The 15,849-nt window shown below is 62.9% G+C and carries 12 protein-coding genes; 4 read left to right on the top strand and 8 right to left on the bottom strand.

What is annotated here, in order from left to right:
* Positions 1–3 precede the first annotated feature (3 nt).
* From J0I79_RS30505 to J0I79_RS30480, 6 genes are all read right to left on the bottom strand, one after another.
* A complete protein-coding gene (locus J0I79_RS30505; RefSeq protein WP_292868328.1) occupies positions 4–654 on the bottom strand; it encodes an OmpA family protein in 651 nt (216 codons plus the stop codon).
* Positions 655–804: 150 nt separating this feature from the next.
* Positions 805–1,173, bottom strand: coding sequence for a GFA family protein (locus J0I79_RS30500; RefSeq protein WP_292868334.1), 369 nt, complete (start codon positions 1,171–1,173; stop codon positions 805–807).
* Positions 1,174–1,277: 104 nt separating this feature from the next.
* Positions 1,278–1,649 (bottom strand): hypothetical protein, encoded by a 372-nt coding sequence (locus J0I79_RS30495; protein WP_292868325.1) that lies wholly within the window; start codon positions 1,647–1,649, stop codon positions 1,278–1,280.
* 272 nt (positions 1,650–1,921) lie between these two features.
* A protein-coding gene (gene prfB / locus J0I79_RS30490) for a peptide chain release factor 2 (RefSeq protein WP_292868322.1) occupies positions 1,922–3,053 on the bottom strand; the annotation gives its coding sequence in 2 pieces (ribosomal slippage) (positions 1,922–2,986 and positions 2,988–3,053; 1,131 coding nt in all).
* Between the two features lie 124 nt (positions 3,054–3,177).
* Positions 3,178–5,622 (bottom strand): penicillin-binding protein 1A, encoded by a 2,445-nt coding sequence (locus J0I79_RS30485; RefSeq protein WP_292868319.1) that lies wholly within the window; start codon positions 5,620–5,622, stop codon positions 3,178–3,180.
* Between the two features lie 215 nt (positions 5,623–5,837).
* On the bottom strand, positions 5,838–7,100 hold the full coding sequence (locus J0I79_RS30480) for an N-acetylmuramoyl-L-alanine amidase (protein ID WP_292868316.1): 1,263 nt from the start codon (positions 7,098–7,100) through the stop codon (positions 5,838–5,840).
* 650 nt (positions 7,101–7,750) lie between these two features.
* Between J0I79_RS30480 and J0I79_RS30475 the strand changes: the two genes are divergently transcribed.
* Positions 7,751–10,753 carry an Rne/Rng family ribonuclease gene (locus J0I79_RS30475; RefSeq protein ID WP_292868313.1) on the top strand — a complete coding sequence of 1,001 codons (3,003 nt, stop codon included), beginning with the start codon at positions 7,751–7,753 and terminating at the stop codon, positions 10,751–10,753.
* Positions 10,754–11,124: 371 nt separating this feature from the next.
* Here J0I79_RS30475 and J0I79_RS30470 read toward each other — a convergent pair whose 3' ends face one another.
* Together J0I79_RS30470 and J0I79_RS30465 are read right to left on the bottom strand one after the other, a co-directional pair.
* Entirely contained in the window at positions 11,125–12,054 is a 930-nt protein-coding gene (locus J0I79_RS30470; protein ID WP_292868310.1) for a glutaminase, read from the bottom strand.
* 4 nt (positions 12,055–12,058) lie between these two features.
* Positions 12,059–13,207, bottom strand: a complete 1,149-nt coding sequence (locus tag J0I79_RS30465; RefSeq protein ID WP_292868307.1) for an aminotransferase class I/II-fold pyridoxal phosphate-dependent enzyme — start codon at positions 13,205–13,207, stop codon at positions 12,059–12,061.
* 147 nt (positions 13,208–13,354) lie between these two features.
* On the opposite strand from J0I79_RS30465, the gene J0I79_RS30460 reads away from it, so the two are divergent.
* From J0I79_RS30460 to J0I79_RS30450, 3 genes are all read left to right on the top strand, one after another.
* Positions 13,355–14,746 (top strand): M48 family metalloprotease, encoded by a 1,392-nt coding sequence (locus J0I79_RS30460; protein WP_292868304.1) that lies wholly within the window; start codon positions 13,355–13,357, stop codon positions 14,744–14,746.
* Positions 14,747–14,810: 64 nt separating this feature from the next.
* On the top strand, positions 14,811–15,629 hold the full coding sequence (locus tag J0I79_RS30455; protein ID WP_292868301.1) for a DsbA family protein: 819 nt from the start codon (positions 14,811–14,813) through the stop codon (positions 15,627–15,629).
* A gap of 133 nt (positions 15,630–15,762) precedes the next feature.
* Positions 15,763–15,849: type II 3-dehydroquinate dehydratase (locus J0I79_RS30450; RefSeq protein ID WP_292868331.1), on the top strand; the 87-nt coding region annotated here is incomplete at its 3' end.

Genomic DNA, 15,849 nt, shown 5'->3' with positions numbered 1-15,849 from the left:
GGCTCAGGTTAGCGGCGACAGCTGGATTTCGACGCGCCGGTTCTGCTCGCGGCCGGCGGCCGTCGCATTGGAGGCGATCGGCCGGGTCTTGCCGAAACCGGTGACGGCGAAACGCCTGGAATCGACGCCCTGGCCCGACAGGTAGTTGGCGACAGCAAGAGCGCGACGCTGCGACAGGTCGAAATTGTGCTGGTCGCCGCCGGTCGAATCGGTGTGGCCGAACACGTCCACCGTCGTCTGGCGGAACTTCTTCAGCACCAGCGCGACGGAATTGAGCACCGGATAGAAGCCGGGCTTCACCGCGTCCTGATCGACATTGAAGGTGATGTCCGACGGCATGTTGAGAATGATCTGGTCGCCGCTGCGGGTAACGCTGACGCCGGTGCCCTGCAGCTGGCGGCGCAGCTCCGCTTCGTTCTGATCCATCGTGGCGCCGATGGCGCCGCCGGCCAGCGCGCCGATGCCGGCGCCGATCAGCGCGTTGCGGCGGTCATTGCCGCCGGCAAGCAGGCCGAGGCTGGCGCCCGCCAGGGCGCCGAGGCCAGCGCCGGCCGCGGTGTTGGAAATCTTCTGGTCGCCCGTATACGGGTCGGTGGTGGTGCAGGCGCTCACGAGCAAAGCCGTCGCCATCACGACGAGCACGGTCTTCTTCATAGATGGTCCCTCTCCAAGTCGCGCCAGTTCGATGGCGCCAAATCAGCCCTTCCGGCGACTTGTACCATGAATTGCGGCGAAAAGCGGAACGGGAAAAGCGCCAGCGGCGGCTTTTCCCGTGCTCGCTTGCGGGTGAACCGCCTTGGCGAACTACCAGAGATTCTTGCCGTCGATGACCACCACCTCAACGGTGTCGAGATCGAAATCGTCGAACAGCCTTGAGTTGACGCTGATCTTGGGATTGTCGAAATCCGGCTCGCCGGTCGACCAATCCGGCGTCTCGGTGAAAGTGCCGCAGCCGCATGTGGCGCAAAACCCATGCTTGATGGTTTTCGAGCCCCATTGATAGAAGGAAACGTTCTTGAGCGGGGTGACGAGCTTGAATTGCGACGGGCTGTAGTAAGCCCAAAGCGAACCGCGCTTCGAGCAGAACGAGCAGGTGCATTGCGTCACTGTTTGCGGAGCCTGCGACACCTCGAATGTCGTCGCCTTGCAGTGGCAGCTTCCCTTGATGGCCATGAACATCACCTCTCCATTGTCCGCCGCCCGCACGGCAGGGCACCATAAAGAAGCGATCCTGACAACTGTCCGTCAGGAGGCTTTGCCGAGAACGTCAGCAGCCCTCAATAGGACTGTGGCGGCACGAACAGGCAGATGGTCTTGCCCGCGTCGAGACCGGCCACATGGGCGCACCAATGAAATTCGCCGTCGGGCGAATCCTTGATGCGTCTGTCGCTGTAGGCAAGCACCTCCCCGGTGTCCTTGATGACGTAGCCTTCCGGCCGCTCGCTGATAGAAGTCTGCGATACCTCATGGCAATCGTAGTTCGCGCAACAGGCGAAAGGATAACTCCAGCCTTGCGGCTTGGCCGCCGTCGGCTTGGCGTCATGCGCCAGGGCCGGCCCGGACAGGGCCGCCACCACACAGGCCGCGCACAGAGGAATGAAGCCAACCGGAGGAATGGGAATGGCTGATTTGGAACCGGCAGCAAACATGGGAACGCTCCTTTCAAACGAGGTTCAAGCGTGTCGCCTGCCCCTTCCCGGAACGTGTCTTCCCAGCGGCCGAATCGTCAGCAGATATGCCGCGACCGGCCATAAATGCTTTTGTCTCTTCCTGTCGGAATGGTGAGCCGAAATGTGAGTCGGCGCAAGAAATTGCTGCATGCTGCGAATAGCTGTGCTGACCGGCGCGACGCGCACTTCGCTGACCGCTCGTCGCTGCCAAGGCGCGAGCGGTCACGATACTCGTTGAGCGTCGGACAGGGCTAGTCCAGGTCGGCCACGGCCTCACCCGCACCGCCCTCGATGCGCTGCGACAGCGAGGCTTCCATGAAATCGTCGAGATCGCCGTCGAGCACGCTCGACGGGCTGGTGCTCTCGACGCCGGTGCGCAGATCCTTCACCAACTGGTAGGGCTGCAGCACGTAGGAACGGATCTGGTGGCCCCAGCCGATATCGCTCTTGGACGCCTCGGTGGCATTGGCGATGGCCTCGCGCTTCTTCAGCTCTTCTTCATAGAGACGCGAGCGCAGCATCTCCCAGGCCTTGGCCCGGTTCTTGTGCTGCGAACGCTCGGCCTGGCAAGCGACCGCGATGCCGGTGGCGATATGGGTGATGCGTACGGCCGAATCGGTGGTGTTGACGTGCTGGCCGCCGGAACCGGACGAGCGGTAGGTGTCGATGCGCACATCGGATTCGGAGACGTCGATCTCGATCCTGTCGTCGACGACAGGATAGACCCAGACACTGGAGAAGGACGTGTGCCGGCGCGCATTGCTGTCATAGGGCGAAATGCGCACCAGTCGGTGGACGCCGGATTCGGTCTTCAGCCAGCCATAGGCATTGTGGCCCTTGATCAGCAAGGTCGCGGATTTTATGCCTGCCTCTTCGCCGTCATGCACCTCCAGCACCTCGACCTTGAAGCGGCGGCGCTCGGCCCAGCGCGTGTACATGCGCAGAAGCATGTTCGCCCAGTCCTGGCTCTCGGTGCCGCCGGCGCCGGCGTGGATTTCCAGATAGGTGTCGTTGGCGTCGGCTTCGCCCGAGAGCAGCGTCTCGACCTGGCGGGCCTTGGCCTCGCCCTGCATCGAGCGGATCGCCGCTTCGGCTTCGGCGACGATGCTCTCGTCGCCCTCTTCCTCGCCAAGCTCGATCAGGCCGATATTGTCTTCCAGCGCCTGCGTCAGGCCCTTGACCGCCGCGATCCCCTCTTCGAGGCCCTGGCGTTCGCGCATCAGCTTCTGCGCTTCCAGCGGTTCGTTCCAGAGGCTGGCGTCCTCGGCCCGCACATTCAGGTATTCAAGCCGCTTTATGGCCTGATCCCAGTCAAAGATGCCTCCTCAGCAGGGTTATCGCCTGCCTGATCTCGTCGACAATATTCTGCGTTTCCGCGCGCATGGCCTGATATTTTGTCCTGTTGGTGAAATGACGCCCTGGTCGGCGCGATACATAGGGACGGCACCGCCGCGTGTAAAGCGAAATGGGCCAGCCCGTGGCTGACCCATGATTGCCGTCGAACCCGTCAGTAGAGGCCGCCGCCGCCGTCCTGGATGGCCTGGTTGGCCTGCGGCGACAATGCGCCGCCCGACGCGTTGGAGCCATCGGCGCCCATGCCGATCACCCAATAGCTGTCGGCAGGACCGGTGCCCGGCTTGAAGGCTTCGATGATGGTGCCGGGATCTCCCGACGTGGCCCGCATGCCGGTCTTGCGGTTGATGGCGATCAGGTTCATGCCGTCGGGAACCTTGAAGTCGACATTGGGCGTGCCGTCCAGCGCCACGCGCATGAAATCCTTGAAGATCGGGGCCGCCAGACCGCCGCCCGTGGCGCCATGGCCAAGACCGCGCGGCGTGTCGTAGCCCATGTAGAGGCCAACCACGAGGTTCGGCGTATAGCCGATGAACCAGGCGTCCTTCTCGTCGTGGGTGGTACCGGTCTTGCCGGCGATGTGACGGCCGAGTTCGCCGATCGTAGCGCCGGTGCCGCGCTGGACCACGCCCTCCATCATCGAGGTAATCTGGTAGGCGGTCATCGGATCGAGCACCTGCTCGGAATTGTCGACCAGTTCCGGCTCCGGCTGGTTCTTCCATTCGGGCGCGTTGCAACCTTCGCAGCCGCGCTCATCCTGCTTGAAAACCGTCTTGCCGTAGCGGTCCTGGATGCGATCGATCAGCGACGGTTTGATCGACTTGCCGCCATTGGCCATGATCGAATAGGCCGAAACCATGCGCATGACGGTCGTTTCACCCGACCCCAACGCCATCGGCAGATACGGCGCCAGGTGATCATAGACACCGAAGCGTTCGGCATATTCGACAACCAGCTTCATACCCATGTCGTTGGCAAGCCGCACCGTCATCAGGTTGCGCGACTTCTCGATGCCGGAACGCAACGTTGCAGGCCCGGCAACCGTGCCGTCATAGTTCTTCGGCGTCCAGGTCGTGTTGCCGCTCTGGATGGTGATCGGCCCATCCATGATGACAGAGGCCGGCGTATAGCCATTGTCGAGCGCGGCCGAATAGACGATCGGCTTGAACGAGGAGCCTGGCTGGCGCATCGCCTGGGTGGCGCGGTTGAATTCTGACTGCGAATAGGAGAAGCCGCCGACCATGGCCAACACGCGGCCGGTATGCGGATCCATGGCGATCAGGCCGCCTTCAACCTCGGGAACCTGGCGCAGGCTGTATGCATTTTCGGAGCCTTCGTTCTTCTGCACGAAGATGACATCGCCCGGCTTCAGCACTTCGGCCGGCGACTTGGCCTTGACCGTCTTGCCGCCGACCAGATGGCGCATCGCAAAGCCCATGTCGTCCTTGCTGACGGTGCCTTCGACACGCTCCTTGACGATATCGCCCGATGCCTGGCGCGCGGGCTGCAGGCCGATCGACAGGCCGGACGCGGAACTGTCGAGCACGACGGCGAGCGACCATTCCGGAACGTCTTCCAGCCCCTTGACGGCCCCCAGCGGCACGCCCCAGTCGCCCGACACATCGATCGATGTCACCGGCCCGCGATAGCCGCGCAGCGTGTCGTATTTCATCAGGCCATTCTGCATCGCCTTGCGGGCAATGAGCTGGACTTTGGGGTCGAGGGTGGTGCGGATGGACAGCCCGCCCTCATAGAGCGCGTTCTCGCCGTAGCGCGCGATGATCTGCCGGCGAACCTCCTCGGTAAAATACTCGCCCGCGAACAAGTAGGAGCCGGTGCGGCGTGGAGCCACGCCGAGCGGTTCGGCCTTCGCTTTCGCACCCTCCTCAGGGGTCACATAACCGTTCTCGACCATCTGGCCGATAACCCAGTTTCGCCGCTCGATCGCGCGATCGGCATGCTTGAAGGGATTGTAGTTGGCCGGACCTTTCGGCAGCGATGCCAGGTAAGCGGCCTCGGCGACGGTCAACTCGTTCACCGACTTGTCGAAATAGGTCAGCGCGGCGCCGGCGACACCATAGGCGTTGAAGCCAAAGAAAATCTCATTGAGATAGAGTTCGAGAATGCGATCCTTGGAATAGGCCTGCTCGATGCGGAATGAGAGGATTGCCTCCTTCACCTTGCGCTCCATGGAGCGCTCGTTGGTGAGAAGAAAGTTCTTGGCAACCTGCTGCGTGATCGTCGAGCCGCCCTGCATCGGTCCGCCCGAAACGTAAGTCAGCGCCGCCCGGCCCAGTCCCGTTATGTCCACGCCGGGGTGGCTGTAGAAATTCTTGTCCTCGGCGGACAGAAAGGCCGCCTTGACGCGGTCCGGAATCGCCTGGATAGGCAAGTACAGGCGCCGCTCGCGCGCGTACTCCGCCATCAGCGAGCCATCCGAGGCATGAATGCGGGTCGTTACCGGCGGCTCGTACTTGGCCAGCACCTCGTAGTCGGGCAGATCCTTTGCTACATGGCCGATGTAAAGCGCAACGCCCGCCGCGACCAAAAGGGCCAGCGTCGTGCCGATGCCGAAGAAATAGCCAATGAGACGAATCATACCCGCTCCAGTCCTTGGTTCGGGAATTTCCTAAACGAAGCCGCCTTCCACGCAAGCTTTCGAGCCGGTCCCAATCCGTAATCGAAAACCCATGTCGCCACCATGTGGACAAAATACGGCAAGGCCGGATTTCGTGACCATGCTGCGGAAATAAAGGCACAGGGTGTTGTCATCCAGCAACGCCGCCTCTGGTTGCAGGCGCGCCGTCAGACATGTCAGCCCCCGGTTCCCGCCCCGGCACGGGCAGACGCAAACAGCGCGACGGCGTTGGTAATGCTTTGCGCGGCCTTGCCCCGCCATTCGGCATCGAGCAACTGCGCCTCGTCCTTGGCATTCGAGAGATAGCCGAGTTCGACCAGAACGGACGGCACATCCGGCGCCTTCAGCACCCTGAAGCCAGCGGAACGCTGCGGATTGTTGATGAGGCCGACACTGGTCGAAAGCTGGCCGACCAGTGTGTGGGCGAAGCTCATCGAGAAGGTGTGCGTTTCGCGGCGGATCAGGTCGATCAGGATGTCGGTCACTTCCTTGTTGTCATCCTTGATGACCATGCCGGCGAACTGGTCGGACAGATTTTCACGGTCGGCCAGCGCCTGCGCCTCGGGATCCGATGCCTTGTCCGAGACCGTATAGACGGTGGCGCCGCGGATGCCCTTGACGCTGATCGTGTCGGCATGGATCGAAATCAGCAGATCGGCCTCATGCTGGCGGGCGATGCGCACGCGGTCGTCCAGGCGCAGATATTCATCCGTGTCACGCGTCATGAAGACATCGTATTTGCCGATGGCCATGAGCTTGTCGCGCAGCTCCGTGGCGAAGGCCAGCGTGACGTTCTTCTCGATGGTTCCGTTCAGCCCCTCCGCGCCGCCATCGATGCCGCCATGACCGGGATCGATGACGACGGTGAAGCGGTGCCCCGGATTGGAGACAGGCCCCTTGCCGACCCGTTCTCCCTTGTCGGCGGAAACCGTGGAGCCGGTGGTCAGCGCCTGGTTGGCAAGAGCCTCATCGAACTCACGCTCGGAGGCCGCCGACATGTCTATGGCGATGCGGTAGCCGGTCCCGTCCTCATTCTTGACCACGTCGAGCTTGTCGACGGCGAACGGCCCCTTGCCGGTCAGGATCAGCCGCGAAACACCTTCACCGAGATCGCCCAGCCGCACGCCCTTGACCAGGCCGCGCGGCTTCAGATCCTTCGCGTCGATGGCAAGCCTGGTGTTGGCGAGGTCGATGACCAGTCGATTGGGCCCGCGCAGCAGGAACCATTTGATATCGGGCTCACGATCGAAATCCATGACGATGCGCATCTTGGTGGCGTCGCCCGCCATCTTGTAGGATTTGGCCACCAACGGGGCATCGGCCGCATGGGCGGCCGGGGAAAAGGCCTGGCAGATCGCCACCAGCAGCAAAAGGCATAAGGCGCCCAGAATCTGGCCGCGAACACGACATCCCTTGTCAGTGAAGCCTGCCAGTCCCATCTCTCTTCCAGTCGCTTCCGGTTTGGCGCCAGGCGCCGCGCGTTTCATCGAAGTGCCGGTTACGCCGCGAACTCGATTAACGATTGGTATCCAGAGAAGGTTAACCAAGCCTTTTCAACAGGGATCGGAACCCCGGCTTACGCTACGGAACTGCTTTTTGCCGGCATCGGAAATCGGGGTTGCCTTCCAACCCGCCAAATCATAAAAGCGATAGTGGATCACTGCAATCCTGGAACCGCCCTCCTCCGCAGCTTCCTGCTAAAGGGTCAGATGAAAGGCGGCTCCTCTCGCTTCTGCGAGGAGGCTTCAGGTGATCGCGACGAATTTCGCAGGTGTGCTCCCGTGGCGGGGGAATCGCCTGCGTGAGGAAAACGGCCGGGTTTGTCCCCGCGCCGGCTCTGTACGAGCAACAAGCTGGTCCGGTTTCCGGGCTTTGGTTCAAAAGGTCTGCTTGGTGACGATGGCTTCAAGCGCAATCATGGAAAGGTCCGCATCAAACCGCGCCAATATGGCTGCGGGCGGCACCGACATGACGCGCAGGCACCGTCCGGCGGCCGTTCAATTATCCGGCACCCACTCTCATCCAGACACACAGCAGCGGGCTTTGCCTCGCCAGCTGCGGCTGACGGCTGCCGGGGGGAAACGAAATAATGCCCAACAAAATGCTGATAGACGCCTCCCACCCGGAGGAAACACGAGTTGTCGTCGTACGCGGTAACCGTATCGAAGAATTCGACTTTGAATCCCAGGACAAGAAGCAGCTCAAAGGAAACATCTACCTCGCCCGCGTAACGCGCGTCGAACCTTCCCTCCAGGCAGCCTTTGTCGAATATGGCGGCAACCGTCACGGTTTCCTCGCCTTCAGTGAAATACACCCTGATTACTACCAGATCCCGGTCGCCGACCGTCAGGCGCTGCTTCGCGCGGAAGCGCAGGAGGCCGAAGACGAGGAGGACGAGGACGGTGACGGCGACGACCGCCAGAATCGCGACCGCGGACGGCGCGGACGCCGTCGCGGCGGCAAGGGCCGCGAGCGCGCCGAGCACAAGCGTGGCGCTGGCACCGGCGATGGTGACGAGTCAGGCGAAGCCGGTGAAAACCATGACAGCGGCACGGATGCCGTCTCGGCCGAATCGGTAACGGATGACGCCTCCACCACTGCCGAGGTGACCGAACCGGCTGCCCAGGTGTCCGAGCACCACGATGCGACCGACCATTCGGACGCGGCCGAACAAGAAGGCTCTTCTTCGGACGCAACAGAGCACGAAGCCTCCTCCGAAGAAGACGAAGGCAAGGCTCGCGACGGCGGCCCGACATCGATCGCCGCCTCCGTCGAGGCCGATGTGATTTCCGAGCCTGCCCCGCAGACGGAACAGGGTAGCGAAGCCGCTCCCGCCGACGAAGCCACTGCCACCGACAATGATCGCGGCATGCTGGAGGAAGTGCAGTCCTCGCACCCGGACGATCACGAGATCGAATCGGTTGGCGCCGAGGACGCGCTCGAGGAAGTGCGCAATCGCCGCAAGCCGGTGCGCCGCCAGTACAAGATCCAGGAGGTCATCAAGCGCCGGCAGATTCTGCTGGTGCAGGTCGTCAAGGAAGAGCGCGGCAACAAGGGCGCTGCTCTCACCACCTATCTGTCGCTTGCCGGCCGTTATTCCGTGCTGATGCCCAATACGGCGCGCGGCGGCGGCATTTCGCGCAAGATCACCAGCGCGGTCGATCGCAAGCGCCTCAAGGAGGTGGTTGCCGACCTCGAAGTGCCGCAGGGCATGGGCGTCATCCTGCGCACGGCCGGCGAGAGCCGCACCAAGGCCGAGATCAAGCGCGACTATGAATATCTGATGCGGCTGTGGGAGAATGTGCGCAGCCTCACATTGCAATCCACGGCCCCTGCCCTCGTCTATGAGGAAGGCAGCCTGATCAAGCGTTCGGTGCGCGACCTCTACAACAAGGACATCGACGAGATTCTGGTCTCCGGCGAGGACGGTTATCGCGAAGCCAAGGATTTCATGCGCATGCTGATGCCGAGCCACGCCAAGGTGGTTCAGCCATTCCGCGACACAACGCCGATCTTCGTGCGCAACGGCATCGAAGCGCAGCTCGACCGCATGCTGCAGCCGCAGGTGACGCTGAAGAGCGGCGGCTACATCATCATCAACCAGACCGAGGCGCTGGTCGCCATCGACGTCAATTCGGGCCGCTCCACCAAGGAGCACTCGATCGAGGACACCGCCCTCCACACAAATCTGGAAGCGGCCGAGGAAGTCGCGCGCCAGTTGAGGTTGCGAGACCTTGCCGGCCTGATCGTCATCGACTTCATCGACATGGAGGAGAACCGCAACAACCGCTCCGTCGAGAAGCGGCTGAAGGATCACCTCAAGAACGACCGCGCCCGCATCCAGGTCGGCCGCATCTCCCATTTCGGCCTGATGGAGATGTCGCGCCAGCGCATCCGCGCCAGCGTGCTGGAATCGACCATGAAGCCCTGCCCGCATTGCGGCGGCACCGGCCATGTGCGCTCCGATTCGTCGGTCGCGCTGATGGTGGTGCGGGCGATCGAGGAATTCCTGCTCAAGGATTCGCGCAGCCACATCACCGTGCGCACGCCGGCCGCGACCGCGCTCTATGTGCTCAACCACAAGCGCAGCACGCTGGTGGAACTGGAAAGCCGCTTTGGCCTGACCATCACCCTGGAAGCAGACGACACGGTCGGCTCTCAGCACTATGCGATCTTCCGTGGCGCATTGGCCGAGAAGCCGGAAGGCTTCGTCGAAGCGCGCAGCCTGCCGGCCTATGTCGAGCCGGAAGAGCCCGAGGACGACATTGTCGTCGCCGAGGAGGAAGACGAGGCTCCGGCGCAGGCCGAGCAGCCGCGCCATGCCCAGCAGGGACAGCAGCACCAGCAGCGGACCAGCGAGGACGGCGAAGGCCGCGACCGCAAGCGCCGTAAGCGCCGCAGGCGCCGCGGCGGCAGGGATCGCGACCGCGAACATGGCGCGCCGACGGACGGCGTATCCATCTCGGCCATCGGTGATGTCGCCGAATCGGCGGACGCCGCGGACGGTGATGACATCGAAACCGACGACACCGCTCAGGCCATCGCCGCCGAGCCGGGCGAGACAGCCCAGGCTTCGGAAGACGGCGCGGGCAAGAAACGCCGGCGCGGCAAGCGCGGCGGCAAGCGCAACCGTCGGGAAGATGGCGAAGGCGAGACTGAGGCGGGCGCCGGGGAAACGACGGAACCTGCCGAACTGGATGCTTCCGAAAGCGAACCGGCATCGGCCGAGCCGGTGGCTGTCGCTGTCGCGGAAGAGCCGGCGGTTGTCACCGAGGAGGCGCCAGTAGCCGAGAAGCCCAAGAAGCCGCGCCGTACAGCCAAGTCGAAGAAGGCGGCCGCCGAGGCGGTTGTCGAAGCGACCGTGGTCGAAACGGTTGAGCAGGCGCCGGTCGAGGCTCCGGCAGCGGTTGCCGAAGAGCCGGCGGCTGCACCTGTCGAGGAAGAGACCGCGAAGGCTCGACCGTCGCGGCGCAAGCCGGCTTCCGCCGACGCGCCGGTTGCACCGGTGGTTTCCTCGACCGTCGAGGCCGAAACAAAGACCGAAGACAAGCCGAAGCGTGCCGGCTGGTGGCAGCGGAAGGGCTTTTTCTAAGCCTTTCCAATGACTTGAATAGACTTTTCTGACAGAAATCCCGCGCTATCCTGAAAGACGGCGCGGGATTTTTTGCATTGCCGGTTCAAACGGTGAATTCGCTGCTTGACCTGCTAGCGCAGTTTTAGCACTTCGCCATCCCTGTAAACCAAGGACGCCTGGCGATTGGCTGCCATATGGCTCCGTGCGAACCTGCGGCAGCGTCCGTCAGTATTGATTTGACGCACTACCCAACGTCGCCAATGAGGATCGGACAAGGCAATCCGCTCAGCCTCGAGAAGGTTCACGCCGTGGCGAGCGCGCACCTCTTTGATATACAATATCCAGCTGTTGCGATCTTCCATGGCTGCTCGCCCGACCCTGTTGTATTGCTACGGCGCGAAGATCGACCAGTTCATCATCCTGGCCAGCTTTTCCAGCGCGATGGAGCCCAGCTTGGAATTGCCGTTGGCGTTGAGGCCGGGCGACCAGACGGCAAGCGAAGCAATGCCCGGCACGATGCCCAATATGCCACCGCCGACGCCGCTCTTGCCGGGAATGCCGACGCGGAAGGCAAAGTCTCCCGATCCGTCGTAATGGCCACAGGTCAGCATCATGGCGCCGATGCGCCGCGCCCGTTCCGCCGACACCACCTGATATCCGGTCGCCGGATTCCTGCCGCCATTGGCAAGGAATCGGCCAGCCATGGCCAGTTGCCGGCAGCTCATAGCGATGGCGCAATGATGGAAATAGACGCCCAACGCCAGTTCCGGCGCGTGATTAAGATTGCCGAAGGATTTCATATAGTTGGCAAGCGCGAAGTTGCGGTAGCCGGTGGCGCGCTCTGAAGCCGCGACCTCGCGGTCGATGATGATGGTCTCGTCGTCGGCTAGGAACTGGATGAACCGCAGGATCTCGCCGATAGCCTCCCGCGGCTGGTGGCCGGCCAGCAGGATGTCGGAAATGACGATGGCGCCGGCATTGATGAACGGATTGCGCGGAATACCGTTCTCGTGCTCGAGCTGGACGATGGAATTGAACGGATTGCCGGAGGGCTCGCGCCCCACCCGCTTCCACAGCGCGTCGCCGACATTGCCGAGCGCCAGCGTCAGCGTGAACACTTTCGATATGCTCTGGATCGAAAAGGCCTGGTCGGCATCGCCCGCCGTCAGCACGCGACCGTCATTGGTGACGGCGGCGATGCCGAACTTCCTCGGGTCGACCTTGCCCAGCTGCGGAATGTAGGTCGCGACATCGCCACGATCAGTGCGTTCGGCCATCTCGGCGGCGACTTCGGCCAATGCTTGATCGAGTTCCGGCATGGCGTTACCTCAGCCAGCGCTCGATGCGCGCCATCGCCTCGACCATGTCGTCATGGCTGCCGGCGTAGGAAAACCGCATCGTGCGGTGTCCTGCCAAGGTGTCGAAGTCGCGGCCGGGCGTTGCCGCCACATGCGCTTCCGCCAGCATCCTGCGCGCGAAGGCCATGCTGTCATTGGTATGCCTGGTGACGTCGCAAAAGGCGTAGAAGGCGCCGTCCATGGGGGCCGCGAGCGGAAAGCCGAGCTCCGGCAGGCGCTTCATCAGCAGTTCGCGATTCCAGGCATAGCGGCCCTTGACGGCTTCCAGCTCCTCGGTCGCTGCGAAGGCCTCGATCGCCGCGATCTGCGATAGCTCCGGCGGCGAGATGTAGAGGCTCTGCGCGACGCGTTCGACCGGCCGGACCAATTCCCCAGGCAACACCATCCAGCCGATGCGCCAGCCGGTCATGCAATAATATTTCGAGAAGGAGTTGATCACGGTTACGCCTTTGCCGTAGCGCAGCGCCGTCGTGTCGGGCGCGGCATAGGCCAGCCGATGGTAGATCTCGTCCGAAATCACGGCGATGCCAAGGGCCTCGGCCGTGGTGACCAGCGTCGCCAGTTCATCGGCGGGAATCACCGCGCCGGTCGGATTGGCGGGACTGGCGAACAGCACGCCCTTCAGCGGCTTCTCCCGGTGCGCGCTCTCCAGATGGCCGGCATGCAGGTAAGCCGCCTCGCCGAGCTCTATCTCCACCACCTCGATGCCAAGCGCAGTCATGATGTTGCGATAGGCGGGATAGCCGGGCGCGGCGATCGCGACGCGGTCGCCCGGATCGAACATCGCCAGGAAAGCGAGATTGAAAGCGGCCGACGATCCCGTCGTCACCGCGATCCGGCCGGGCTCGACATTGAGCCCGTAGTGGTCGGCATAATGCAGGGCGATTGCCTTGCGCAGGTCCGCAAGGCCAAGCGTATCGGTGTAGCCGATGCGCCCGTGCTGCAAAGCCTTCGCGGCTGCGGCGCGAACCCGCTCCGGCGCGGGATCTGACGGCTGGCCGACGGCCATCGATATCACCGGCACGCCCTGCGCCTTCAGCCGGTTAGCCTCGGCCAGCACATCCATGGCGTGGAACGGCTCGACATTGCCGCGATGTGAGAGCGAAACGACCATTTCTACCCCTGCTGCGAGGATTGATAGCGCCGGCGCATGGCGCATGCGCCGCACAAATGCCCGATTGATGTGAGGATCACAAGTTGAGGAAGTTTTTCCGGTGCCGACTTTTCATCTTTCGCCCGCTCGTCTACCAGTGGACACATCATGTTGAGCCGACCCAGATCGACGATTGCCAAGGCAGCGCGCGCGCTCGCGACGCTTGCGCTCGGGGCGGCCGTCGCCGTGGCGGGTTCGATCACCGCCTTCGCCCAGAACGTGCCGGTCATACGCGACGCCGAAATCGAGGCGCTGGTTCGCGATTACGCCCGGCCCATCTTCAAGGCGGCCGGTCTGGGCAATGACGGCATCGACATCGTGCTGGTCAACGATTCCTCCTTCAACGCCTTCGTCACTGGACGCCGGATGTTCATCAACACCGGCGCGCTGATGACGGCTGAAACGCCCAACGAGATCATCGGCGTCATCGCTCACGAAGCCGGTCACATCGCCGGCGGCCACCAGCAGAAACTGCGCGACCAGCTCGAGCGGGCCAAGACCATGGCCGTCATCGCGACGCTGCTTGGTGCCGGCGCCATGGTCGCCGGGGCCACCACCAACAGCCGCGGCCTTGCCGGCGCGGGCATGGGCGTGGCTGCGGGCGGCGGCGAGATAGCACAGCGCAGCATTCTCGCCTATCAGCGCACCGAGGAGATCACGGCCGACCGCTCGGCGATCACCTATCTCAACGCCACCGGCCAGTCCGGCATGGGCATGCTGAAGACATTCCACCGCTTCCAGTCGGCGCTGTCGCTGTCGGGCGCGCAGGTCGATCCCTATCGCATCAGCCACCCCATGCCGCAGGACCGCATCGCCAATCTTGAGGTTCTGGTCAAGCAAAGCCCCAATGTCGACAAGCCCGATGCGCCGGCGCTGCAGCAGCGCCACGACATGATGCGTGTGAAGATCGCCGTCTACATGGAAGGCCGGTCCGCTGCTGCGCGGCTGATGCAGAAGATGCGGGGCAGTCTCGCCGCGCAATATGGCGATGCCCAGTCGGCCTATCTCTACGGCGACATCGCCACAGCACTCGTCAAGACCAACGCCCTGATCAAGGCACAGCCTAAAAATGCCTACTTCCAGGAGTTGCGCGGCGACATACTAATGAAGGCGAACAAGCCCGCGGATGCGGCGGATGCCTATGCCAAGGCGGTCAGCCTCGATCCCGCGCGATCTGGCCTGTTGCCTGTCTCGCTCGGCCAGGCGCTGATGGCCGTCGGCACGCCGGACTCCTTGAAGAAGGCCGTCGTGCAGATCAACAACGGTCTGGGGCGCGATAAGGAAAACTCTACCGGCTATCGTTATCTGGCGCAGGCTTACGGCGAGCTGGGAGACATACCGGGCGCCGAGCTTGCCACGGCCGAAGGCCATTTCTATTCCGGTAACTACAAGGATGCGAAGATCTTCGCCATGCGGGCGCAGCAGCAGCTGAAGCGTGGCGAGCCGCGCTGGATACGCGCCCAGGACATCATAAACTACAAATCGTCAGCCAAGATTTAGTGAACCTTCCGGCTATACGCTGCGACACAGGCGGACCGGGAAACAGGCAAAAGGAACGAGAACGATGAAAAAGGCACTGCTGCTGGGCACCACGGGGATCGCTGTAGCCCTTGCCATGCTGGCTTTCGGTTTCGTGGCCGGCAGCCCCGAGATTGCCAAGGCTGGAACGACGCTGCCGGCCCAGACGGCGGCGGGCGATACCAAGACGGGCGATACCAAGATCGACCGCGCCGAGGTCGAAGGCATCATTCGCGACTATCTCCTGAAGAATCCGGAAGTGCTGCTCGAAGTGCAGGACGCCCTCGAGGCCAAGCAGAAGGAAGAACAGCGGATCGCGCATCTCGGCGTGATCAAGGACGCCAAGGACCAGATCTTCAACTCCTCCTTCGACGGCGTTGTCGGCAATCCCAGCGGCAAGGTAACGATCGTCGAGTTCTACGACTACAATTGCGGCTTCTGCAAACGCGCCATCGAGGACATGCAAGCGTTGACCAAGTCCGATCCGGACCTGCGCTTCGTGCTCAAGGAATTCCCGATCCTCGGCCCGGATTCGCAGAAGGCCAGCGTCGTTTCGATGGCCTTCCATTTGATGATGCCGGAAAAATACGGCGAGTTCCACAATGCGCTGCTCGGCGGCCAGGGACGCGCAACAGAAGCGGCCGCCATCAAGATCGCGCTTTCCCTCGGTGCCGATGAGGCGACGCTGCGCGAGAAGATGAAGGACCCGTCTATCCCCGAAGCCCTCTCCAAGACCTATGATCTTGCCAACAAGCTGTCGATCACCGGCACGCCGTCCTATGTCGTCGGCAACGAGGTCGTGTTCGGAGCGCTTGGGCAGGAAGTGCTGGCGGAAAAGATCGAGGCGGCGAAAGCGGCGCTCTGATTTTGCTCACGGCCACATTTCCGCCTGTTGTGGACAGTGAAAGAACGCACTTGCGCTCTTTCCGTGGGCGGCTATGCCCATTATAGAGGGCCCAGCGCGCCGGCCCAGGCTGGCGCCGGGAAAGGTCTGATTTTTGAAAACGGTTTTCGTCCTGAACGGTCCCAATCTCAACGCGCTTGGCAAGCGCGAGCCGGGCATCTATGGCGGCAAGACACTTGCC

Source organism: Mesorhizobium sp. (genome assembly GCF_017306585.1).
Taxonomy (GTDB): Bacteria; Pseudomonadota; Alphaproteobacteria; order Rhizobiales; family Rhizobiaceae; genus Mesorhizobium.
Note: the sequence above shows the minus strand (reverse complement) of the source record. Positions and strands in the feature narration are given on the sequence as shown.